General features: G+C 63.7%; 21 protein-coding genes. 12 read left to right on the top strand and 9 right to left on the bottom strand.

The window, feature by feature from the left end; all coding sequences use genetic code 11:
* The first annotated feature begins 260 nt into the window (after positions 1-260).
* The 4 genes from ACE103_RS17160 (at position 261) to ACE103_RS17145 (ending at position 7,007) form a co-directional block, all read left to right on the top strand.
* Positions 261-1,460 carry an efflux RND transporter periplasmic adaptor subunit gene (locus ACE103_RS17160; protein WP_375780400.1) on the top strand — a complete coding sequence of 400 codons (1,200 nt, stop codon included), beginning with the start codon at positions 261-263 and terminating at the stop codon, positions 1,458-1,460.
* 56 nt (positions 1,461-1,516) lie between these two features.
* Positions 1,517-4,774: an efflux RND transporter permease subunit gene (locus ACE103_RS17155; protein ID WP_375780399.1), complete on the top strand. Its 3,258-nt coding sequence runs from the start codon at positions 1,517-1,519 to the stop codon at positions 4,772-4,774.
* Entirely contained in the window at positions 4,774-6,369 is a 1,596-nt protein-coding gene (locus ACE103_RS17150; RefSeq protein ID WP_375780398.1) for an efflux transporter outer membrane subunit, read from the top strand. The genes ACE103_RS17155 and ACE103_RS17150 overlap by 1 nt, the downstream gene beginning before the upstream one ends.
* A gap of 305 nt (positions 6,370-6,674) precedes the next feature.
* Entirely contained in the window at positions 6,675-7,007 is a 333-nt protein-coding gene (locus ACE103_RS17145) for a hypothetical protein (protein WP_375780397.1), read from the top strand.
* Between the two features lie 37 nt (positions 7,008-7,044).
* Here the strand turns inward: ACE103_RS17145 and ACE103_RS17140 are convergent, their stop codons facing one another.
* The 6 genes from ACE103_RS17140 to ACE103_RS17115 all read right to left on the bottom strand — a co-directional run bounded on the left by ACE103_RS17140 (position 7,045) and on the right by ACE103_RS17115 (position 12,322).
* The gene (locus tag ACE103_RS17140; RefSeq protein WP_375780396.1) at positions 7,045-7,374 is read right to left on the bottom strand and encodes a hypothetical protein; all 330 of its coding nucleotides are present in this window, start codon (positions 7,372-7,374) and stop codon (positions 7,045-7,047) included.
* 82 nt (positions 7,375-7,456) lie between these two features.
* Positions 7,457-8,545 carry a TRAP transporter substrate-binding protein gene (locus ACE103_RS17135; protein WP_375780395.1) on the bottom strand — a complete coding sequence of 363 codons (1,089 nt, stop codon included), beginning with the start codon at positions 8,543-8,545 and terminating at the stop codon, positions 7,457-7,459.
* 247 nt (positions 8,546-8,792) lie between these two features.
* Positions 8,793-9,881: a TRAP transporter substrate-binding protein gene (locus ACE103_RS17130; RefSeq protein WP_375780394.1), complete on the bottom strand. Its 1,089-nt coding sequence runs from the start codon at positions 9,879-9,881 to the stop codon at positions 8,793-8,795.
* 326 nt (positions 9,882-10,207) lie between these two features.
* Positions 10,208-10,444: a hypothetical protein gene (locus ACE103_RS17125; RefSeq protein WP_223973429.1), complete on the bottom strand. Its 237-nt coding sequence runs from the start codon at positions 10,442-10,444 to the stop codon at positions 10,208-10,210.
* Positions 10,445-10,644: 200 nt separating this feature from the next.
* Positions 10,645-11,775 carry an Mrp/NBP35 family ATP-binding protein gene (locus tag ACE103_RS17120; protein WP_223973431.1) on the bottom strand — a complete coding sequence of 377 codons (1,131 nt, stop codon included), beginning with the start codon at positions 11,773-11,775 and terminating at the stop codon, positions 10,645-10,647.
* 109 nt (positions 11,776-11,884) lie between these two features.
* Positions 11,885-12,322: a VOC family protein gene (locus ACE103_RS17115; protein ID WP_223973434.1), complete on the bottom strand. Its 438-nt coding sequence runs from the start codon at positions 12,320-12,322 to the stop codon at positions 11,885-11,887.
* Between the two features lie 202 nt (positions 12,323-12,524).
* On the opposite strand from ACE103_RS17115, the gene ACE103_RS17110 reads away from it, so the two are divergent.
* From ACE103_RS17110 to ACE103_RS17095, 4 genes are all read left to right on the top strand, one after another.
* Positions 12,525-13,397: an NAD(P)-dependent oxidoreductase gene (locus tag ACE103_RS17110; protein ID WP_223973436.1), complete on the top strand. Its 873-nt coding sequence runs from the start codon at positions 12,525-12,527 to the stop codon at positions 13,395-13,397.
* Positions 13,398-13,858: 461 nt separating this feature from the next.
* On the top strand, positions 13,859-15,463 hold the full coding sequence (locus ACE103_RS17105) for a sensor histidine kinase (RefSeq protein WP_375780393.1): 1,605 nt from the start codon (positions 13,859-13,861) through the stop codon (positions 15,461-15,463).
* A 154-nt stretch (positions 15,464-15,617) separates the two neighbouring features.
* A complete protein-coding gene (locus ACE103_RS17100) occupies positions 15,618-15,821 on the top strand; it encodes a DUF1289 domain-containing protein (RefSeq protein ID WP_375780392.1) in 204 nt (67 codons plus the stop codon).
* A gap of 25 nt (positions 15,822-15,846) precedes the next feature.
* Positions 15,847-16,431 carry a TIGR02281 family clan AA aspartic protease gene (locus tag ACE103_RS17095; RefSeq protein WP_375780391.1) on the top strand — a complete coding sequence of 195 codons (585 nt, stop codon included), beginning with the start codon at positions 15,847-15,849 and terminating at the stop codon, positions 16,429-16,431.
* Between the two features lie 126 nt (positions 16,432-16,557).
* Here the strand turns inward: ACE103_RS17095 and ACE103_RS17090 are convergent, their stop codons facing one another.
* The 3 genes from ACE103_RS17090 to ACE103_RS17080 all read right to left on the bottom strand — a co-directional run bounded on the left by ACE103_RS17090 (position 16,558) and on the right by ACE103_RS17080 (position 19,920).
* Positions 16,558-17,655, bottom strand: a complete 1,098-nt coding sequence (locus tag ACE103_RS17090; RefSeq protein WP_375780390.1) for an alpha/beta hydrolase — start codon at positions 17,653-17,655, stop codon at positions 16,558-16,560.
* Between the two features lie 285 nt (positions 17,656-17,940).
* Positions 17,941-18,231, bottom strand: coding sequence for a muconolactone Delta-isomerase (catC, locus tag ACE103_RS17085; RefSeq protein ID WP_375780389.1), 291 nt, complete (start codon positions 18,229-18,231; stop codon positions 17,941-17,943).
* A 111-nt stretch (positions 18,232-18,342) separates the two neighbouring features.
* Positions 18,343-19,920 carry a 4-hydroxyphenylacetate 3-hydroxylase family protein gene (locus ACE103_RS17080; RefSeq protein WP_223973456.1) on the bottom strand — a complete coding sequence of 526 codons (1,578 nt, stop codon included), beginning with the start codon at positions 19,918-19,920 and terminating at the stop codon, positions 18,343-18,345.
* 275 nt (positions 19,921-20,195) lie between these two features.
* Here ACE103_RS17080 and ACE103_RS17075 point away from each other — a divergent pair, with 275 nt between their 5' ends.
* From ACE103_RS17075 to ACE103_RS17060, 4 genes are all read left to right on the top strand, one after another.
* Positions 20,196-20,825 carry an FAD synthetase gene (locus ACE103_RS17075; protein ID WP_375780388.1) on the top strand — a complete coding sequence of 210 codons (630 nt, stop codon included), beginning with the start codon at positions 20,196-20,198 and terminating at the stop codon, positions 20,823-20,825.
* Positions 20,822-21,346 (top strand): flavin reductase family protein, encoded by a 525-nt coding sequence (locus ACE103_RS17070; RefSeq protein ID WP_375780387.1) that lies wholly within the window; start codon positions 20,822-20,824, stop codon positions 21,344-21,346. The genes ACE103_RS17075 and ACE103_RS17070 overlap by 4 nt, the downstream gene beginning before the upstream one ends.
* Positions 21,347-21,418: 72 nt before the next feature.
* The gene (locus ACE103_RS17065) at positions 21,419-22,288 is read left to right on the top strand and encodes an intradiol ring-cleavage dioxygenase (protein ID WP_375780386.1); all 870 of its coding nucleotides are present in this window, start codon (positions 21,419-21,421) and stop codon (positions 22,286-22,288) included.
* Positions 22,289-22,356: 68 nt separating this feature from the next.
* Positions 22,357-23,535: a muconate/chloromuconate family cycloisomerase gene (locus ACE103_RS17060; RefSeq protein ID WP_223973464.1), complete on the top strand. Its 1,179-nt coding sequence runs from the start codon at positions 22,357-22,359 to the stop codon at positions 23,533-23,535.
* The last annotated feature ends 48 nt before the right edge of the window (positions 23,536-23,583 follow it).

Here is a 23,583-nt window from a genome sequence, read left to right as displayed (position 1 = left end):
CAACGCCCGGATTGCCGCTCACAGCGCTATGTTTTGGCTATATGCCGCCGCTGCTATTCCCACGCAAAATAGATAAACCGGCACCCGCCGCAATCAAATTCGCGCGCCGGGCGCGCTATTGAAAAGGGCAAATGTAAGGCTGGCGTCAGCTAGCACTGATAACTGTTCATTCGCTCTCACCGGGAGATCGGACGACGGCCCGCCATGCGGCAAGACCTCGTCTCTCGCGCGAGGCTTTCATGCAGTATTGGCGGCGGGCGATGTCATTTCGAATGAAGTATATGGGCTTTGCGGCGATGCCGGTGCTGGCGGCGCTTCTCGTCGGCGCGTGGCTCACGACGCGCGCCGATGGTGTCGTGAATGCCAAGGCCGCGCAGGGGACCGCGCCGCAGGACGTCAACGTCGAGCAGCAATACGTCGCGCTGAGCGACAAGCAGGCGGCTTCGCTGAAGACCATGGCCGCGGAGCAGCGTTCGTTCCGGACCCTGAAGAACGCGGTCGGCTCGATCGACTTCAATCAGAACATGCTGGTGCAGGCGTTTACCCCAAATCCCGGCAGGATCGTCGACACGCCCCTCAATGTCGGTGACGAGGTTGCGAAGGGCGACAGGCTGTTCACGATCGACAGCCCCGATCTGCTGCAGGCCGAGTCGTCGCTGCTGGCCTCGGCGGGCGTGCTCGAACTGCAGACCAGAACGCTGGCGCGGGTCAAGCAGCTGCTGAAGACCGGCGGCGGCGCGCAAAAGGACGTCGACCAGGCGACGTCGGATCAGCAGACCGCCGAGGGCAACTACAAGGCCGGGCGCGACGCGGTGCGCATCTTCGGCAAGAGCGACGCCGAGATCGACCGCATCGTCGCCGACCGCAAGGTCGATTCGATCCTGGTGGTGCCGAGCCCGATCTCGGGCCGGATCATTGCGCGCAATGCAGCGCCGGGACTCTTCGTGCAGCCCGGCAATGCGCCGGCGCCGTATTCGCTGGCTGACATCTCGACGATGTGGATGGTCGCCAATGTGATCGAGACCGACGCTCCCGCCTACCGGATCGGCCAGCCGGTCGAGGTGCGGGTGCCGGCCTACCCGAACGAAGTGTTTCGCGGCCGCGTGACGACGCTTGGCCTCAACATCGATCCGAATTCGCACCGCCAGCTGGTGCGTTCGGTGATCGACGATCCCCAGCACAAGCTGCGCGCCGGCATGCTGGCGAGCTTCACCATCGAAACCGAGCCGCCAAAACTGTCGGTGAGCGTTCCGCTGGACGCCATCGTGCGCGAGGGCGACGGCACGATGACAGTGTGGGTCACGAGCGACGGCCGCAAGTTCGACCGCCGCACAGTGACGATCGGCATGGAGCAGGACGGCTGGCGGCAAATCCTCAACGGCCTCGCAGCCGGCGAGAAGGTCGCCTCGACCGGCGCGATCTTCCTCAGCAACAAGTTCGCCAACGCGGCCACCGGCTAGCGCGCCAGCCGCAACGCTGACCGCGCCCTCGTCCGCTCAAGAGTAAGTGCAGCACCTTGATCAAGAGCCTCCTCCAATTCGGTCTGACCCGAAGCGCCGTCATCGTGCTCGGCCTCGCCGTGTTCTGCGCCGCCGGCTTCGCTGCGTTCACCAAGCTGAACATCGAGGCCTATCCGAACCCGGCACCCGTCATCCTCGAGATCACGGCGCAGGCCGCCGGCCTCTCCGCCGAGGAAATGGAGAAGTACTATACGATCCCGATGGAGGTCGGGCTGTACTCGACGCCGGGTGTGGTCAACATCCGCTCGACCTCGTTCTACGGCCTGTCGTTCGTCCGGGTCACCTTCAGATACGGCGTCGACTATTACTTCGCGCTCTCGCAGGCCACCAACAACCTCACGCAGAATGTCCAGCTTCCCGGCAACCAGATCCCGCAGATCCAGCAGTCCAGTCTGGTCGGCGAGATCTATCGCTACCAACTCGTCGGTCCGCCGAATTTCGGCCTGACCAATCTCCGGACGTTGCAGGATTACGTGGTTGCCCGCCGGTTGATGACGATACCGGGCGTCGTGCAGATCAATTCCTGGGGCGGCACCACCAAGCAGTTCAACGTCGACGCCGACCTAGCCAAGCTCGAAGCCTACAACATCACCGTGCCGCAGCTGATCAGCGCGCTCGGCAACGCGAACATCAATGTCGGCGGCCGCGAAATCGCCATCGGTCAGCAATCCGTCAACATCCGCGGCATCGGCCTGATCAATTCAGGCGGCGATGATGACATCACCAAGGGCTACCGGGTCCGGGACATCGAGAACGTCGTCCTGACCCAATCCAACGGACTGCCGATCCAGATCAAGGACGTCGCCAAGGTCTCGGTCGGCTACGTGCCGCGGCTCGGCATCGCCGGCAAGGACAGGAACGACGACGTCGCCGCGGCGATCGTCGTGATGGGACGCACCCAGCACACCAACGACATCGTGCCGAAGGTCGAGGAGGAAGTCGCCAAGATCAACAGCGATGGCACCCTGCCTGCCGGCGTCAAGGTGGTCCCCTATTACGACCGCACCTCGCTGGTCAGCGTCACGACCCACACCGTGCTGCACAATTTGATGTTCGGCTGCCTGCTGGTGTTCGTGATCCAGTGGGTCTTCCTCGGCGACCTCAGAAGCGCGCTGATCGTCAGCGCCAACATCCCGTTCGCGCTGTTCTTCGCAATCATCATCCTGGTGCTGCAGGGCGAGGACGCCAATCTGCTGTCGCTCGGGGCCGTCGACTTCGGAATCATCGTCGATTCCGCCGTCATCATGATGGAGAACATCTTCCGCAACTTCCAGTCCAGCCCGGAGAACCGGCTCCGGGTGCTGCAAAACCTCGCCGAGGGATACTGGGGTGGCGACCCCACGACGCGAAACGGCCAGCCAGCGCCGGGTTGGACCGAGCGGCTGCGGATGATCTTCGTCAGCGCATTGCAGGTCGACAAGGCGGTGTTCTTCACCGCTGCCATCACGGTGACCGCGTTCGTGCCGCTGTTCACCATGCAAGGCGTCGAAGGCCAGATCTTCGGACCGATGGCGCGAACCTACGGTTACGCGCTCGCCGGCGCGCTGCTGGCGACCTTCACCGTGACACCGGTGCTGGCATCGCTGCTGCTGCCCCGGCATATCGAGGAAACCGAAACCATCATCGTGCGCTCGCTGCGCAAGGCCTACACGCCGGTGCTGCGCTGGTCGCTGACGCATCTGAGGGTCGCGGTCGCAGCCGGCATCATCTTCCTCGGACTGAGCGGCCTTGCTGCGAGCCAGCTCGGCAGCGAATTCCTGCCTGCGCTCGAGGAAGGCAATTTCTGGATCCGCGCCTCGATGCCGCCGACCATGTCGCTTGATGCAGGCACCGAACCGACCCGCAAGATGCGCGAGATCCTGTTGCGTCACCCTGAGATCATCACGGTGGTGTCGCAGCATGGCCGCCCCGACAATGGCAGCGACGCTTCTCCGTTCTCGAATGTCGAGCTGTTCGCGCCGATCAAGCCGTTCGACCAGTGGCCGCCCGGCCTGACCAAGGAGAAGCTCACCGAGGAGCTCCAGCGGGAGTTCGACGAGGAGCTGCCCGGCGTTACCTTCAACTTCTCGCAATACATCCAGGACAACGTCGAGGAGGCGCTGTCGGGCGTCAAGGGCGCGAACTCGGTCAAGATCATCGGTCCCAACCTCGCCGTGCTCGAGCAGCTCGCGACCAAGGTCGCGCAGGACATGGCCAAGATCCGCGGCGTCGCCGATCTCGGTATCTTCCACCTGGTCGGACAGCCCAACCTCAACATCAAGGTGAACCGCGAGAAAACTGCGCGCTACGGTCTCAATACCGGCGACGTGACGACCGTGGTCCAGGCGGCGCTCGGCGGCACCAGCGCGACGACGGTGCTGGAGGGCGACCGGCAGTTCGGCGTCGTCGTCCGGCTTGATCCGAGATTCCGCCAGAGCATCGACGAGGTGCGCGAGATCAAGGTGGCCTACCAGACGCCATCCGGCACCAACGCCTACATCCCCTTGAGCGAGCTTGCCGACATCTCGCTCGATACCGGCGCTTCGTTCATCTACCGTGAGCGCAGCCAGCGCTACATCCCGATCAAGTTCAGCGTGCGTGGCCGCGATCTCGGAAGCACGGTGGCGGAGGCGCAGACGCGCGTCGCCGAGGCCGTGCAGCTTCCGACCGGCTACCGGATGATCTGGTCCGGCGAATTCGACAATCTCGAAGCCGCCAAGGCGCGGCTGATGATCGTGGTGCCGGTGACGCTGCTGCTGATCTTCGTGCTGCTCTACAGCCTGTTCAACTCGCTGCGCGACAGCCTGCTGGCGCTGGCCGGCATACCCTTCGCGGTCGGTGGCGGCCTGATCGCGCTGTACTTCGCCGGGCTCGATTTCTCGATTTCGGCCGCGATCGGCTTCATCTCGCTGTTCGGCGTCGCCGTCATGGACGGCATCCTCAACATCACCTATTTCCGCGAATTGCGGGCCTCGGGCATGAGCATCGCGGAGGCGGTGTTCAACGGCGCCGAGCAGCGCATGCGGCCGATGCTGATGACCGCGCTGTCCGCGGGCGTCGGCCTGTTCCCCGCGGCGCTGTCGCATGGCATCGGCAGCCAGGTGCAGCGACCGCTCGCGACCGTGGTGGTCGGCGGCATGTTCATCGGCCCGCTGCTGCTGCTGATCGTGGCGCCTGCGCTGCGCAAGATTTTCCTGTCGCGCGAGCCTGTCGCCTCTCCCGGCCAGGCGGCTGCCACGGCGCCGCCCGAAGCGGCGCATGAAGGGGGCGCCTGATGTCCGAGATCGTCGCAAGGATTGTTGCCGCGCTCGCGCGGTGCGGAAGGCGCGCCCTGCGTCCGACGCTTGGCGCCGGCGCCGCCGGGCTGTTGCTGGCAAGCTGCGCCGTCGGTCCGAATTTCGTGCCGCCGGCCGCCCCCGACGTCGATCGCTATACGCCGGAGAAGCTGGCCTCCCCCAGCTCGAATGCCGGGGGCCCCAGCGTGCTCAAGCAGCATTTCGTCAGCGGAGAGGACGTATCGCTGCGGTGGTGGACGGCATTTCGCTCAAAGCCGCTCGACGACCTCATCAAGATGTCGGTCGAGCACAACCCGTCGCTGCAGGCGGCCGAGGCGTCGATCAGGATCGCGCAGTACAACGCGCTGGCCCAGCGCGGGCTGTTCTTCCCGCAACTCGGCGCAAACTACACGCCTTCCCAGCAGCAGATTTCCGGCGCGTCGGGTTCGGGCCCGGGCGGCCAGTCGCCCTCGGTATTTTCGCTTCATACCGCGCAATTGAACGTCAGCTTCGTGCCGGACATCTGGGGCCAGAATGTTCGCGCGGTCGAGGGCCTCGACGCGATCTCCGAGCAGCAACTGTTCCAGCTGGAAGCGGCCTACCTCACGCTGACGGCCAACGTCGTTACCGCGGCGATCCAGGAAGCATCGCTGCGCGGCCAGATTGCAGCGATCCAGCGCGTCGTGAAGATCGAACGCGGCATTCTGGAGATCGTGAAGAACCAGTTCAACGCGGGCAGCGCCGCCCAGGTCGACGTGCTGGCGCAGGAGGCCGCGCTGGCCCAGTCCGAGCAGCTGCTGCCGCCGCTCGAAAAGCAGCTCGCGGTTCAGCGCGACCTGCTGACGTCGCTAGCCGGGCAATTCTCGGCGGATGAGATCCTGCAGAAGTTCACGCTCGACCGCCTGGCGCTTCCCGCGCACCTGCCGGTGAGCCTGCCGAGCAAGATGATTGCCCAGCGTCCCGACGTCAGGGCCGCGGAGGCGCTGCTGCATTCGGCGAACGCCCAGGTCGGCGTGTCGATCGCGGCGCGGCTGCCCAACATCACGATCACCGGCAATGCCGGCTCCGCCGGCTTCAGCCTCGCCGAATTGTTCGCGCCGGGGACCAGTTTTTACGTCATCGCCGCGAGCGCGACCCAGCCGTTGTTCGATGGCCTGACGCTCTACCACAAGCAGAAGGCTGCGGAGGCGGCGGTGGACCAGGCGGATGCGCTCTATCGCCAGGCTGTCGTCACGGCGATGCAGAACGTCGCCGACGCCTTGCGCAGCCTGCAGGCCGACGCGCGCGCCTTGCAGGCTGCGGTCAAGGCCGAGCTCGCCGCCAAGGCCAGCCTCGACATCATCCAGAAGCAGCTTGCGCTCGGGCAGGTCAATCAGGTGGTCGTGCTCAATGCCCAGCAAGTCTATCTGACGGCGGCAGTGGTCCGCGTTCAGGCCCAGGCGACGCGTCTCTCGGACAGCGCAGCGCTTTTCATGGCGCTTGGTGGCGGCTGGCCGACCAACTGCGCATCCGACGACTGGCGCAAATGCGCCCTGGAGGATTTGCCCGCCGCCGCCCCACAGCGGGTCAGCGAAAACGGGCCACCTGCCCGCTGACAAGCGCCGGAGAGACCACTGACTAGAGGAACCGACGAATGAAAAACATGCTCACCTTGGCGGCAATTCTCCTCGCGGTCTCCGCGGGATCCGCGGCCGCACAGAGCGCGGTCGGCGGTCCGAAGAAGCCAAGCAATCTCGGCGGTCCCACCGAGCAGAAGAACCCGGTGGTTCGCACGACGCCGGCTGCCGCATCAACAACGCCTCCCGCAGCGCCGCCAAAGCGATCGCCGAGGAAATAGCGGCACCCTCCGGCAATTGAGTTGGCTTCCGGGATTCACGCTGATCGGCTCGATCAGACCAACATGAAAAATACAACGCGTCTGCTTCTCATCGCTCCGGCTACCGCAATGATGGCGTCGGTTGCCTGCGCGGCGCCTGTTCAGGTCACGCGGCTGTCGCCGCAAGGCCCCGCAAGCGTCATTCCGGTACGGCTCGCGTGTGATCAATACTGCTATTGCTGGCAGACGCGCTATCAGCAGCGAAGCTATCGCCGGACAATCGACGATCAGGCGCGTCAGGATCCGAACTATTGCCCGGGCGGTGGGCACTATAACGGCCATTACCGCACCGGACCGGCCACCGGATTGAGCTTCGAATGCCGCCTTCCCGTGCGCTCATTGCCGTTTCCATTTTGATCGACGGGGCTTGCACGGTGGTTGCGAGCGAAGGCGCCTACCAGATGACGGCCGCGCATACCAGCGCCAAGGGCACCGCGGCGCCGCCGATCACCACCCACCTGCTCATATCAGCGGGATCTCTGGAATACCTGAAGATCTGGACGGCGACGAAGAGGCAGACCGCGGCGCCCAGGATGATGCGAAACAGATCGGACGGCGTCTCGTAGGCCGACCAGATGGTTTCGTTTTGCGGGCTCGCGACGCGAGCCGTTATGACCACCACAAGGATCAGAAACAACGTCCGCAGGATAAGACCGAGGAAACGCATATGGCGCCCTGATTCACACTCCTGGGCAACGTTAGCACGAATCTCGCCGAAAAGCATTCATTTGGCTGGCCCCTCGCCAGCTCCAGCAAAAACCCCGGGCTTTTGCCCGGGGTTTTGCTCGCATTGAAGGTGCGTGGCATCAGGCCTGAGAGTGGCGCGCCATGAAATTGTCGTAGCCGACTTCGGCGACCTGGAACCACTGATAGCCGTTGTTGGAGAACGTCGTCAGCGAGTCATAGACCTTCTTGAAATTGGCATTGGTCGCCGAAACCTCGGCATGCAGCTCCTTGGCGGCCTTGAAGGACGCTTCCATCACCGTAGCCGGGAACGGGCGCAGCTTGGTGCCGGCCGCGAGCAGCTTCTTCAGTGCGAGCGGGTTGGCCTGGTCGTAGCGCGCCATCATCCAGTTGTTGGCGAGATGGCCGGCCTGCTCGAGCACGAACTGATAGTGCTTCGGCAGCGCGTTCCACTTGTCGAGGTTGATCATCGCCACCAGCATCGGGCCGCCTTCCCACCAGCCGGGGAAGTAGTAGTTCGGCGCGACCTTGTAGAAGCCGAGCTTCTCGTCGTCATAGGGACCGACCCACTCGGCCGCATCAATGGTGCCTTTCTCCAGCGCCGGATAGATGTCGCCGCCGGCGAGTTGCTGCGGCACCGCGCCGAGCTTCTGCATCACCCTGCCGGCAAAGCCGCCGATGCGGAATTTGAGGCCCTTGAGATCGTCGACGCTGTTGATCTCCTTGCGAAACCAACCACCCATCTGGCAGCCGGTGTTGCCGGCAAGCAGCGAGGTGACGTTGTAGCTCTTGTAGAACTCGTTGAGCAGCTCCTTGCCGCCGCCCAGCATGAACCAGGCCTGGTTGAGCCGCATGTTGGGCCCGAACGGCACCGAGGAGCCGAAGGTGAAGGTCGGGTCCTTGCCGAAATAGTAATAGGGCGCGGTGTGCCCCATCTCGACCGTGCCGTTCTGTACGGCGTCGAGCACCTGCAGGCCGGGCACGATCTCGCCGGCGGCAAAGGTCTGGATCTGGAACTTGTTGTCGGTGGCTTCACCGACCGCCTTGGCCATCAGCTCGGCGCCGCCGTGCAGCGTGTCGAGCGACTTCGGCCAACTCGTCGTCAGGCGCCATTTGAGCTCCGGCATCGACTGCGCGATCGCGGGAGCTGCGACCGTTGCCACGCCTGCGACACCTAAACCCGTGACCTTGATGAAATCTCTGCGCTTCATTTGAATCCCACCCTGTATGATTGTGTTTATCCGAGCGTCGACAGCTTGCGATCGTCGCGCTGCGTTTCTTTGCCGTCATGACCGGTGACCGGTCACGCGCCCGCCTTCGTGCCGAGGCTTCGGGCGCGAGCATGGAACATCCCCTCGGCGAATGCCAGACGCAAAGAACCCGGCCCCCTTGCGGGGGCCGGGCTACTTAAGTCGAAGCTTCTGGCGCGTTCTCTGCTCGCGAACGCTCGAAGCGCTGTTAGCCGCGGGTTCGCGAGCGGATCATGAAGCTGTCGAAGGTGTATTCGGCGACCTGCCACCACAGATACTGGTCGGAACGGTACGCCTGCATCGCGTCGATCGACTTCTTGAAGTCGGCATTCTTGGCCGAGATTTCACCCCACAGCTCGTTGGTCGCCTTGAGGCAGGCCTCGAGCACTTCGTTGGTGAACGGACGCAGCTGCGTACCGCCGGCAACCAGCCGCTTCAGCGCGGACGGGTTCTGCATGTCGTAGCGCGCAGCCATCCAGGTGTTGGCGTTGGCGGTCGCGTTGCTCAGGATCGCCTGGTAGTTCTTCGGCAGCGCGTTCCACTTTTCGAGGTTGCAGTAGGCGTGCACGGTCGGGCCGCCTTCCCAGAAGCCCGGATAGTAGTAGTACTTGGCGACCTTCTGGAAACCGAGCTTCTCGTCGTCATAGGGACCGACCCACTCAGCGGCGTCGATGGTGCCCTTTTCCAGCGCCGGATAGATGTCGCCGCCGGCGAGCTGTTGCGGCACCACGCCGACCTTCTGCAGCACCTGGCCGGCGATGCCGCCGATCCGGAATTTGAGGCCGGAGAGATCGGCGACCGTCTTGATCTCCTTGCGGAACCAGCCACCCATCTGGGTGCCGGTGTTGCCGCAAGGAAAGCCGATCACGCCGAACTTCTTGAAGAACTCGTTGCCGAGTGCCTCGCCGCCGCCCTGGTACCACCAGGAGTTCTGCATGCGGGCGTTGAGGCCGAACGGCACCGACGCGTAGATCGCAAAGGTCGGATCCTTGCCGACGTAATAGTAGGACACGGTGTGGCACATCTCGACCGTGCCGTTGGAGGTCGCGTCCAGCGCCTGCAGGCCGGGGACGATCTCACCCGCCGCGAACACCTGGATCTGGAACTTGTTGTCGGTCATTTCGGCGACATACTTCGCCACCTGGTCGGCACCGCCATAAATGGTGTCCAGCGACTTCGGGAAGCTCGAGGTCAGGCGCCACTTGATTTCAGGCGAGGACTGCGCAATCGCCGGCGCGGCAACCGCCGTCGCGGCAGCACCAGCCGCAGACACTTTCAAAAAATCACGACGCTTCATCGTAAGGCTTCTCCTTGAGGGGCGTTTCCCAGTGACCGCAAGCAGTTCTCCGGCAGGAGGCTCGCAAGCAGAACACTTGCAAAAGGCCCGCCGAGGCGCTCTCGATCGGCCCTTTAACACGGAAGACGGCCTCACGGAAACGCGACAATGGCATGACCGCACCAATTAAACGAAAGTCTGATGAGGCGGGAAATTTGCCGGAAAATGCAGGCTCAGGCTGCGGCAACGACGACTTGCAGCGGCTGGCGGAGCTTGCTGCCGTCACGCGGTAAATCGCCGCGTGCGGGCCGCCCGGCCGGTGCTCAATCACCGGGCTAACGTGGCAATCAGCGCCGCGCCGTCTCTCGCGCCTTCTTGGCCTTGTCGGCCAGATGCCGCCCACGCCGAATCCAGCTTTGCGCCGTCGTCTTGCTGACGCCAAAGGTCTTGGCGATCGCCACGGCGGCCTCGCCGATCGAGTCGGATTTCTTCGCAAGGTTGAACGCCGCCCGGGAGGCCTCTTCGCGCTTCTCCCGCGTCAGGTGCTTGCGGCGTTGTTTGTTTGCTTCGCGTGATGCTGCCATGTCGCTGGTCGCCTCACGGCCCCTCCCCGTATGTCGGCTGCCCGTGCCCGCCTTCAATTGACGGAACGGTGGTACGATTCGGCCAGTGCCGGACAAACATACAGGCCGGACGCGATTCAGCAATCGTCCAAGGGCGACAGGCCTGTGAAGAAGGGCCGCCGGGATCCCGGCCTTTCAGGCTCATCGGCCATCGCGCAGGCTCAGGCGGCGGCGATCACGCCTTGCAGCTGCTCACGGACCTTGCTGCCGATCGCGCGGTAGATCGCCGCATGCGGGCCGTCCGGTTCGCTCTCGACAACCGGGTTGCCGGAATCCGAGGCAGCGCGGATGGCGATGTGCAGGGGGATCTCGCCGAGGAACGGCACTCCGAGCTTCTCGGCCTCGTGGCGGGCGCCGCCATGGCCGAAGATGTCCGAGCGCGTGCCACAATGCGGGCACTGGAAATAGCTCATGTTCTCGACAATGCCGAGCACCGGCACATTGACCTTCTTGAACATCGCAAGGCCCCGCCGCGCGTCGATCAGCGAGAGGTCCTGCGGCGTCGAGATGATGACGGCGCCCTTGAGCGGGACGTTCTGCGCCAGCGTGAGCTGGGCGTCGCCGGTGCCTGGCGGCATGTCGACGACCAGCACGTCGAGCGTGCCCCAGACGACGTCGCGCAGCATCTGGGTGATCGCCGACATCACCATCGGCCCGCGCCAGATCATCGCGGTGTCTTCCTCGACCAGGAAGCCGATCGACATGATCGCCAAGCCGAAGCGCTGCAGCGGGATCATCTTCTTGTCGTCGTTGAGCTGCGGCTTCTCGCGGATGCCGGTCAGCCGCGGCACCGATGGGCCGTAGATGTCGGCATCGAGCAGCCCAACGCGCAGGCCGATGTCGCGCAGACCGAGCGCAAGGTTGAGCGCCGTGGTCGACTTGCCGACCCCGCCCTTGCCGGAGGCAACCGCGATGACAGCGGAGATGCCGGGGATCTCGGCCTGGCGCGCCATCGGCGATTGCGCACCAGGCGGGTGCGGATGACGGTGCGCGGACGCGGGCTGGACGCCGCCGGCCGGCCGCGGCGCAGGCGCCGCGCCACCGGCCTTGCGCTCCGCGGTCAGCGCGATCATCGCGACGCTGACGCCGGGAATGGCGCGCACGGCGTTCTCGGCCTGCGCACGCACACTCTCCCAGGCGCGGGCTTCCGCGGCATCGACATTGATCGAGAAGAACACCTTGCCGTCGGTGACCGTGATCGCCGACAGCACATTGGCGTTGGTCAAGGCTGTGCCGCGCGGCGACATCACCTTGGCAAGACAATCGAGAACCTGTTGCTGCGTCACGCTCACCGCGCATCTCCTGGCTTTTTAGCGGGGCGTGATCTTGTCGGAAAACCGCTTCACACTTTTCCGGATCACGCCCAGGAGACGACCCAATAAAGCGTTGCAGCGCAAAAGGCTACCTCGCTCCGACGTCGTCCCGCCGTTCGGACGGCGCTGCGGAGCCGCCCTCCTTGGCGGCCTCGTAATTCAGCTCGATCATGACCCCGTTGGGGTCGTTGACGAAGATCTGCCAGAGGTCGCCGCCGGGAACCTGGCGCGAGTCGAATTCCATGCCTTTGGACTGCAGCCGCTTCCGCATCCCGTCAAAGCCCTGACTGGCAAAGGCGACGTGATGGACGACGCCCGAGTCAGGCTTTTGTGCCTCGTCGGTCGCGGAAATATCGACCAGGTGCACGACCGCCTTGCCCTCGCTGTACATCCACGCACCGGGGAACGCGAAGTTCGGCCGCGCACCCTTTTCCAGGCCCAGAATGTCCTCATAGAACCGCACCGTGGCGGTGAGATTCCGGGTCCGGATATTGAAATGATCGAGCACACCGACGCTCATGCCCATGCGAGACACTCCCTTTTTTGTGAGGTTCTTTGGTGGGCCGATCCTAGCACAAAACCGGGGTCTGCCATCCAACGAAGCCGTTGCCCTCCGCTGCGCAGGGGGTATGGTGCGGCTCCCTTCCATGGACGGAATGCCCTGCCCGCCGCGCCGTTTTCCGGCGGTCTCAAGGGGCGATCACCACGGCAATCACAAGGTAACAGACATGGCTAAAGTCGCTTTCCTCGGTCTCGGCGTAATGGGTTTCCCGATGGCGGGACACCTCGTGAAAAAGGGCGGCCATGAGGTCACCGTTTACAACCGGACCGCGGCGAAGGCGAAGGAATGGGCCGACAAGTTCGGCGGCAAGACGGCGCCGACCCCGAAGGCCGCCGCCGAAGGCCAGGATTTCGTGATGTGCTGCGTCGGCAACGACAACGACCTGCGCGCGGTCACGATCGGCCCCGACGGCGCCTTTGCCGGCATGAAGAAGGGCGCGACCTTCGTCGACCACACCACCGCCTCCGCCGAGGTCGCCCGCGAGCTCGACGCCGCCGCTACCAAGGCCGGCTTCAAGTTCATCGACGCGCCGGTGTCGGGCGGCCAGGCCGGCGCCGAGAACGGCGTGCTGACGGTGATGTGCGGCGGCAGCGCGGACGCCTATGCCGGCGCCGAGCCGATCATCATCGCCGCCTATGCGCGGATGTGCAAATTGCTCGGACCGGCAGGCGCCGGCCAGCTGACCAAGATGGTCAACCAGATCTGCATCGCAGGCCTCGTGCAGGGCCTGTCCGAGGGCATCCACTTCGCCAAGAAGAGTGGCCTCGACGTCGCCGCCGTGATCGAGACCATCTCCAAGGGCGCCGCGCAGTCCTGGCAGATGGAGAACCGCTACAAGACCATGAACGAAAACAAGTACGATTTCGGCTTCGCGGTCGAGTGGATGCGCAAGGACCTCTCGATTGCACTGGCGGAAGCCCGCCGCAACGGCGCCACTTTGCCGGCGACCGCGCTGGTCGACCAGTTCTATGCCGAGGTCGAGAAGATGGGCGGCAAGCGCTGGGATACGTCGAGCCTGCTCGCCCGGCTGCAGCGCTAACGCCTCTTCGCATACGGCCAGGTGACCCGCGCCGGCGGGTCACCTGTGATGCGGCGCCGTCTCGCGAAGGAGAATTCCCCTTTGAAGGTCGCGCTGCCAAAATATCGAAAACAACCCCATGCAAAGTAACTGGCCGGCCGCCGGCATACGATTTGTCAACTTGACACGTCGGGCAAATCAGGCGCACATTTCCATTATTCCGAAATCATGTAGACGTGGCTAGCGTCTGGGGTTCACAGGCGGTCACGCAATAGATGTATGCCGAAACATGCCGTCTTTCGTTGCAGTCCTCGAAAGCCGTGGCTCTCCTCGGACCAACGGCGCGGCGCTCGGCGCAAAAGTTAATTTAACCTCCGGTTAACGCTTTTCTTTAGCTCTTTAAGGTAACGCTTAATGAATTGGCGTCACAGATAGACAATGCAAAAAGCCCGCGCGGTTCGCGGGCAGGATTTGTGTTGTTGATGAGTAATCCCGCAGAAAAGCCTGAAGTTGTACAGCTTCCGGCAGGACCTCAGGTGACGGTGCCGGTGAACAACCGGCGCGTCGCAGCACAGCGGGTGCGCGAGGCGCGGGATCGGTTAACGTCAACCAGTGGAACCCGCCCGGCTTTCGACGCCGAACTGCTCCGGCAATATGCCCAGACCCGGATGTCGGCATCCTACGTCGTGATGCTGCTCGTGGTGGCAACCGGCGTTCTGTTTAGCCTCTGGATGAAGCCGATCGTGGCCGGCGCCTGGACGGTCGGCATCCTCGGCGTCCATCTCGCGATCATCCGCAGTTGCTCCCGCTTCCTCGCCGAGCCCACCTCGGTCGCGGTGACCCGCAAATGGCGGACCCGCTTCGTGCTGCTCGACCTGTTGTACGGCCTGTGCTGGACCGCGATCCTGATCCACCCAGCCGGGCGCGATCTCTCCTCCAACACGCTGATGATGTTCCTGATGCTGCTGGTGATCGCGGTCTCCAGCATGCTGGCGGCGAGCCTGCCGATCGCGGCCCTCGCAGCGACCGTTCCGGTGACGGTCGGGATTGCGCTCGACCTCGTGCTCAACGGCGCATTCGACAATTACGTGCTGGCGCTGCTCGCACTTGCCGCCGAGGGTTACTTCGCGCTGCTGGCCCACCGCCTGCATTCGACCACGCTGGCGACGCTGGAAGCCCGCGCCGAAAAGGACGCGCTGATCGGCGAGCTGGAACAGGCCAAGGCGATCTCCGATGAGGCGCGGCACCGCGCCGAATCCGCCAACGTCGCCAAGTCGCGCTTCCTGGCCCAGATGAGCCACGAACTGCGCACCCCGCTCAACGCCATCCTCGGCTTCTCCGAGGTGATGAAGAGCGAGATCTTTGGCGCGCACGCGGTGCCGGTCTACAAGGAATATTCCGCCGACATCCATAACTCCGGCGTGCACCTGCTCAATCTCATCAACGAGATCCTCGATCTGTCGCGCATCGAGGCCGGCCGTTACGAACTGAACGAGGAAGCCGTGGCGCTGGTGCATGTCGTCGCCGACTGCCACCATTTGCTGAAGCTGCGCGCTTCCAGCCGCGGCATCACCATCCACGAGGTGTTCGAGCATGGCATGCCCAGGATCTGGGGCGACGAGCGCGCCATCCGCCAGGTCGTGCTCAACCTGCTCTCCAACTCGATCAAGTTCACCCCGCAGGGCGGCGAGATCTGGCTGAAGGTCGGCTGGACCGCGTCGGGCGGGCAGTATCTGAGCGTGAAGGACACCGGAAGCGGCATCGCCGAGGACGAGATCCCGGTCGTGCTGGCCTCGTTCGGCCAGGGCTCCAACTCGATCAAGTCGGCGGAACAGGGTGCGGGCCTTGGACTGCCGATCGCGAAGAGCCTGATCGACATGCATGGCGGCACCTTCACGCTGAAATCGAAACTGCGCATCGGCACCGAGGTGATCGTGACCTTGCCGCCGGAGCGGGTGATGAGCGCACTGGCGCCGATGACGGAAGAAGCGCCGCCGATGCAGCCGGAGCCCGCCGAGCCCTCGATGGGCGCCGACCGGAAACGCGTGCGCCGCAGGTCGATCATGAGTGCCGGCACCGGATTGTAGAGCATGTCGCGGACAATCGTGACGCGGTTTTCATTGCCCTTACGCGCAAGGCGTTCGCGCCGGGACCATGCTCGCGACAAAAAGCCGGGGCGTGATGGCGCATCCCGATTCGACCGGCTTGCACTGGCGGCTGAAACGGTTCAACAGTTGAACAATGAGCTCAGAAACGCCGTGTATCGCAGTCTGCATGATGGACCCCAGGACGAAGCTCTGCTTCGGCTGCGGTCGCACGCTTCCGGAGATCGCGCGCTGGCACAAGATGGACCGCACCGAGCGGCTGTCCGTCATGGCGACGCTGCCGGCGCGGATGGCCGAGGCTGGGCTCGATCGCATGGAGCCGCGTCCGAAGCGCGCGTGACCACCGCCGCGAGCGGAGCCGCACCGTGAACCGCATCCTTCTTGTCATCCTGCTCTTGATGGCAACCGCCGGCGCCGTGGTCGCCTACGGCGATCCCGATCAGATCGCGCGCGCCAGGCAGAATCTGACCCAGATCTTCGGCCGCGGCATCGCCGCGCCGGCCGCCGTCCCTGCCCCCGCGGTGCAGATTGCGCGCAGCCAGGGCGGCGAGTTCGCGTTCCGCGCCAAGATCAACGGCGTCAGCGCGCCGATGGTGATCGACACCGGCGCGACCTCGGTGGTGCTGACCTGGGAAACCGCCAAGGCGATCGGGCTGCCGACCGACATGCTCGAATACAATGTCGACCTGGAGACTGCCGGCGGTCACACCAAGGCGGCGCGGCTGACGCTCGATCGTCTCGCCGTCGGCAAGCTGGTCGAGAAATCGGTGCCTGCGCTGGTGGTGCAACGCGGGCAGATGAAGACCAACCTGCTCGGCATGAGCTTCCTCGACCGGCTCGAAAGCTGGGGGGTCCGTTCCGATACGCTGAGCCTCACCGGATACCCTGATGTCACCGGCAGCATCACGCCCTCGAGCCGCCACCGGCGCCCGCGCGCGGTTGTCGACTAGCGGTGTGCATCTCAGGCAAAGCCAAAGTCAGTTGGCTTAGCCCGTCATCGACAGCTCTTGATCTAAATCGGATATGTCGGAAGGTCCGGTGAAAATTGGTGCTGTGCGCCAACGGGCCCGAAAGCCTCATTTGGCAGACGCCGCTCGTGACGTATCCTCTCCGAGTTGTTGACCCTGGGCCAACCTCCGCTCCAACATGCCCATTACGGTGCTTACTTCGTCGAAGGCTCTGGAGTGCGAGTCGTCTCCCCCCAGATGAGTAAGGTCGAACACCAGAATTTTCTGCTGAGCAAGCGCGCTCTTGTACGGTTCTTCTTCCGGATTGATGTCGCCGACGCGGTTTGTCCCTCCCGCAATTGATCTTGAGATTTTGAGAGCGACATCATCTTGAGACAAAAGCAATCCGATCCGAGGGCGCCGGGATCCCATTTCTCCGACCTGGCTGATGAACTGGTCAAACGCGACGTCGGGCGCGACAAATGCCACGTTCTTCAGCTTCGAAATCGTGTTACGGCGGGAAGCTTTCATATGGAGCGCATCAAGGGTTACGAGGCAACCCATGGAATGGCAGACAAGTGTGATCTCCTTGATGCTAGGATTCGAGTTCACGACGTCCAGGAATTGGGCCAGGGGCGCGGCTGACTGCGTCGCAACCTTGCGGTCGTACTCATACGACCCCAGATTTCCGGCTCCCTGTGACGGCCACGAAAAGAGGACCGGAACAACGGGAAGTCTGCCGTCTTGCACGAATTGCGCGTACCGATACACCGCATCGTCGAAGCGGTTGTTGAATCCATGAACGAAGACCATCGCCTTGCTGCGATGTTTTGCTTTTGCCACGATGGTGACAGCATTTCCAAATCCGGCGCGATCCAGATACTCCGTCGACGTCGTTACAAAGTCTTTACGTGGGTCGCCCGGGAGAGTCACCGGCCACTGTATTTCGCCGACCGCTCGTGAATGATCCGGCGGAATAGAGACCGTGACCTGACCGAAAGCCATCTCGTTGGACGGATCCCGGCCGAACATCTCGCCGACATCGCTGCTGGACCGAGCGCGCGTCGTTCCGATAAGAATAGGGACTTGCGAGGCGGCATCAACCGTCTCACTGCTCGGCACAAGTACGCCTTGCAAGGGACGGATCGTGCATGAACAGCAGGCAATGGCCGCCAACACGGCGATTGTAACCCGCAAAGAAGCGACAGCACGGCCCCGTGGATGCATCCGGCTCTCCTCTTGCCACACAGCGAGGACCCGAAGCAGCCAGCATTCTCATAGCGTCTGCCTGACCTTGACCTTCGGCCCCCGCCGGCGGGTGCATCCAACACCTGAGTGAGTTCCACACAGTTCGGATTGATTCAGATCAATGATCCGGTCCGGTTGCCGGGAGCTTCCCGACGTCAGCGATCCTCTTCGCTGGCGCTGGCATACAAATGCTGATGACACGAGTTCTGGACCCCTGGTCCAGACGGCCGCTCCCACAACCCGAGTGGCCTTACCAGTCCGTCATTACCGGTCATCGTCGTGGATCGACGACGGATGCCGGCATAGCGGCGTGACCTGGATCTCCATGAATGGAAACAGCGGCAGGCTGGACAGGATGTCGTGCAATTCCTGCGCGCCCGACACATCGAAGATGCTGACATTGGCGTAGCGTCCGGCCACCCGCCACAGATGACGCCAGGCCCCGGTGCGTTGCAGCTCCATGGCACGGGTACGCTCGGCCTGCTTCAGCGCATCGACCTTTTCGGCCGGGAGATCGTGCGGGATCCGCACGTCCATTTCGACGTGAAACAGCATGATGATCAACTCTCTCTGCAAGCGATGAAGCGGTAGCGCGAAAAACGAACGGGAGCCGCCGCACGATCGCGGCGGCTCCATTGCTCGTCTATCAGATATTCGTCCCTGTCGTCAGCCCTGCACCAGACCGCGGCTGACGAGATTGATGTCATCGGGATTGATCAGATCCTTCGCCGTCCAACCGGAAACGTCGTAGTCGCTCATGCAATTGCGCACGAAATCCTGCATGGCGCCGAGGTCGCCGGTCGCGCTCGCGGCCATCAGCGTCTCGACACGAAGGTTCTCGTAATTGCCCGCGTAGTTACGCTCGTACAGCTCGTGCCGGCCGCCGAACTCGGAGCCGACTGCGTCCCAGAGCAACTTGAGCAGCTTGATCCGGTCGATCGCGGCATAGCCGTTGGAACCGCGCACGAAGCGATCGAGATAGGGCCTGATCGCCTCGCTCTCGAGATCGGCCGAGCTTGACGGCAGGTAGATCAAGCCGCTCGCGACATGGCGCTCGATCAGTTCCTTGATCCGCGGATAGGCCATCGGCGCGAACACGCGATAGGCCAGCCCGTAGTTCAGGTTGGGCAGATTGTAGCCCTCGGTCCCCTGCCAGGCGATCGGCGATTTCACCATCGCATCCGAAATGCCGTGGAACAGATTGCGCCAGGCGATCACCTCGCCCACCGCGGTCTGCACGCCGCGGAAATCCTTCGATCCGGTCGCCTCCACCGCCATCGAGAACAGGCCGGCAATGAAGTCGAGCTTGACGGCGAGCCGCGTCACGCCGTGCAGCGTGAAGCGCGGGATGAAGCCCGACGCCGGGAAAAACTGGTTGATCTTGTCGACGTCGCCGTAGATGAAGACGTTCTCCCAGGGCACCAGCACCTTGTCGAAAACCAGGATCGAGTCGTTCTCGTCGAAGCGGCTGGACAGCGGATAGTCGAACGGCGAGCCGGTCGCAGCCGCCGTGAATTCGTAGGACGAGCGAGCAATCAGCTTGACGCCCTTGGCATCCATCGGCGCCGTGAAGATCAGCGCGAACGACTTGTCCTTGATCGGGATGCCGTAGTGGGCAATGAAATTGTAGTGCGTCAGCGCCGAGCCGGTCGCAACCACCTTCGCGCCCGAAACGATCAGGCCGGCATCGGTCTCCTTCTCCACATGCATGAAGACGTCGCGCACCTCCTCGATCGCCCGGTCGCGATCGATCGGCGGATTGACGATGGCGTGATTCCAGAAGTCGAGCCGCTCCTGGGTCCGGGCATACCATTTCTTCGCGTTGCCGGCGTATTCGCCATAGAAGCCCGAGTTCGCACCCAAGGTCCCAAGGAACGCCGCCTTGTAGTCCGGCGAGCGGCCCATCCAGCCATAGGCAACCTTCTGCAATTCGGCGATCGCGTCGCGGCCTTTGATCAGGTCATCGGCCGTTCGCGAGCCGAGGAAGAACGGATGGGTCAGCTGGCCCGAGCCGGTATCGGTCAGGACGCCGATCTGATCCTTCTTCTCGTGGAAGCGGTCGTACCAGCGCGCCACCATCCGCGCCGAATTGCGGAAGGCGGGATGCTGGGTGACGTTCTTGACGCGTTCGCCGTAGATGTAGATTTCGCGGCCATCCTGGATGCTGTCCAGGAATTCCGCGCCGGTATAGACGCTGGTGGTTGACGCAGGCACATCGGCGCGCAGCGCAGCTGCTGTAGTCATGGGTTTCTCCTCCGCTTGTGTCGTTGGACCGGCGGGCGTTGCCACACCGGCCCGGACCATCCCGTCACGCTCTTGGTCGGCGTGACATCGGAGGAAAAGCTACGCGCTCAGCCTGCGCCGGCGAAAGGTATCACACCATACCGCGCGAACCGGCTCGGCTCGGGCTATGACTTGGATGCGCGGACCGGACGGCAAACGATCGTCCGGCCGATGCAACGCCGCAGCTGACGCAGCAATCGCGCAGCACGGCAAGGGAGCGAAAACCGGAGCGAGCCATGGGCAAAGACTCGGCCAAGGGTTTTGACAGCGCTGCTGTCGTTTTCCATCGCGATGGGGAATTGGCCCTCGACGCCAGCGTCGTCACCATCGGTGCGTTCGACGGCGTCCACCGCGGCCATCAGGAACTGCTGAGGCAGACAATTGCGGCAGCGCAACGCCGCGGCGTGCCGGCCGTGGTCTACACCTTCGATCCGCCGCCGAAGGTGTATTTCGGCCAGGCCGAGGCGCTGATCCCGCTGCGCGAAAAGCTCGAGCGCATCGCAACATTCGCACCTGACCATGTCATCGTCGCCGACTTCAACCAGATCTACGTCCGCCGCACCGCGGCCGATTTCCTCGCCGAGTTGCGGCTTCTGCAACCGCGCGAGGTGATCGTCGGCGAGGATTTCCGCTTCGGGTCCTGCAAGGGCGGCACCGCGCAGCTGCTGCGGCGCCACTTCGACACAAGCATCCTGCCACCGGTGCGCTGCGGCAATGGCGAGATCGTCTCCAGCAGCCGGATCCGTTCGCTTCGGCGATCCGGTCTTGCGGCCGCCGCGGCGGCGCTGGAAAACTGGCGCAGCATCGTGACCACATCGCCTGCCAATCGATCCAGCCTGGTCCAACTCGAGGTCATCAGCCCATGACCGCCATCGATCCGCGCGAGCTGCGCAATGCCTGTGGCCAATTCGGCACCGGCGTCACCATCATCACCACGCATTGTGAGGGACGCGACCATGGCATGACGGCCAATGCCTTCATGTCGGTCTCGCTCGATCCGCCGCTTGTCGCGATCTCGATCGCGAAGAGCGCGAAGATGCTTTGCAACATCCAGAACACCGGCCGCTTCGCGGTCAGCGTTCTGGCCGAGGGGATGGAGGATCTTGCCTGGCATTTCGCGGGCAAGCCAAAGCTCGACCTCTGCGACGTCTTCGAGCGCCGCAACGAGCTGCCCGTCATCGCTAACGCGGCGGCATATTTCGTGACCGATCTTGCGGATGAGATCGTCGCAGGCGACCACACCATCTTCCTCGGCCATGTCCGCGAGATGGCGCTGGAGCCCGGCAAAAAGCCGCTGCTGTTCTGCCGCGGCCGCTTCGGCGCCCTTGCCGACCCGCATCCGGCGCCCGCGATGCTGGAGAATGCGGCTTACGAATTTATCTGGTGAGACCGCCAGGAGATATTCCCGAAAACGGGGATGCAAGTTTGATCCAAACTGCAAGAAAAGGAGGAAACGACCATGCTGAACGTCAACAAGGACACCATCACAGACCACGTGATCGCCGCGCTTTCGAAGGACATTCCGGATCGCAACCGTCAGATCATGACGAGCCTGATCCGTCACATGCACGCCTTCTGCAAGGAGGTCGATCTGACCTTCGCCGAATGGTTCGCGGCCTGCGAATTCCTGCGCCGCGCCGGCGACATCTCGGACGAGAAGCGCAACGAGTTCATCCTGATCGCCGATATTCTGGGCGTCGAGGTGCTGGTCGACATGCTCGACCACCGGGTCACCGACGGCGAGAGCGAGTCCACCGTGCTCGGCCCGTTCTACCGGGAGAACCCGCCGGTGCTGCCGAAGGGCGCCTCCATCATCAAGAAGACGTTCGACAATGCACAGACCGTCAGGGTCAGCGGGCGGATCAGCGACACCGCGGGCCGGCCGATCGAGGGCGTCACCATCGACGTCTGGGAAGACGCACCGAACGGGCTGTACGATCTGCAGGATCCCGAGCAGCCGGCCTATAATCTGCGTGGCCGCTTCACGACCGACGCCAACGGCGAATACGCCTTCGTGGCACTCCGCCCCGAGCCCTACCCGATCCCCTATGACGGCGCCGGCGGCGAGCTCCTGAAATACATGGGCCACCATCCCTGGCGTCCCGGCCATATCCACTTCATGCTCTCCAAGGACGGCTATCAATCGCTGATCTCGCAGATCTACGATTCCGAGACCAAATATCTCGACAACGACTCGGTGTTCGCCGTGAAGCAGAGCCTGATCGGCAAGTTCGCCAAGGCACCGGCCGGCGCCGATACCGACCTCGTTCTCGATTTCGACTTCAAGCTCAAGAAGGCCGCGGTCGAACGGCTCGTCGCGGCCGAGTGATTCACATTACGCCCTGCCGGGCTCGAAAAGCCCGGCAGGGTTCACCTTGAACTGACCTGCGAGGACCTATGAGTCGTGCCGTCATCGAAATCGCCGAGCCCGTTGAGCAAGTGCGGAGCCTCGCAAGGGACACTGCGATCCGCAGTATCCGCGCTACCATCGTGGAAGCGCCGACCCGCCGGCGGCACAAGCTTTCGAACACGGAAGTCACGCACCAGGGCTACGTTCTGGTGCGTGTGCTGCTCGACAACGGCGTGACCGGTATCGGCGAAGCCTCGACGCTCGGTGGACCGCGCTGGGCCGAGGAGAGCGTGGAATCGATCAAGGCCGCGGTCACGAATTACCTGGCGCCCGCGCTGCTCGGGCAGCCTGCCCTCGCCTTCGAAGCCAATGCCTTGCGCATGGGCAAGGCCGCGACCCGCAATTTCGCCGCCAAGGGCGCGATCGAGTCCGCCCTGCTCGATGCCGCCGGCAAGACCCTCGGCCTTCCCGCCAGCGCGCTGCTCGGTGGTGCAGTTCGCCAGCGCATGGAAGTGATCTGGGCGCTGGCCTCGGGCGACAGCGGCCAGGAGCTCGAGGAAGCGAAGGAGAAGCTGCGGCGCCGCGAACACCGCCAGTTCAAGATCAAGTTCGGCTTCAACCGCCCACCGGCGGACGTGATGCGGTTGCAGACGTTGCGCGCCGGCCTCGGCGACGAGGTGCGCCTGATCGTCGACGTCAACCAGGGCTGGACCGAAGCCGAATGCATCCGCTTCATGCCCGCGCTGGAGGAACTGGGCGTCGCTCTGGTCGAACAGCCGGTGTCGGCACAGCAACTGGAAACCATGGCGCGTGTCGCGGCGCGCACCTCCATCCCGCTGCTTGTCGACGAAGCGGCCTTCACCAAGGAGGAAATCGCCCGCGTCGCGACGATGGGTTGCGGCAGCGTCTATTCGCTGAAGCTCGTGAAGAGTGGCGGCCTGTTTGAAATGAAGCGTGCCGCCGCGGTCGCCGGCGCGCACGGCCTCGAGCTCTATGGCGGCTGTCTGCTGGAGAGCAGCATCGGCGCGGCCGCGCATCTCGCCGCATTCGCCACCCTGCCCAGGCTCGAATGGGGCACCGAGCACTTCGGTCCGCGGATCCTGGTGGAGGACCTCGTGGTCAACCCGATCAGGTTCGACGAGTTCGAGATCTGCCTCCCCGATGGCCCGGGCCTCGGCGTCGAGGTCGACGAGGACAAGATCCGTGCCTTCGCCCGGAAGGATTAGCGAGATGGCGTCGGCCAGGCGGATAATTGACAATCCAGGGACGCCCGC

Origin of the sequence: Bradyrhizobium sp. ma5 (assembly GCF_042258955.1) — a bacterium.
GTDB lineage: Bacteria > Pseudomonadota > Alphaproteobacteria > Rhizobiales > Xanthobacteraceae > Bradyrhizobium.
The sequence above is the reverse complement of the archived record's forward strand: the minus strand, read 5'-3'. Positions and strand labels throughout refer to the sequence as shown.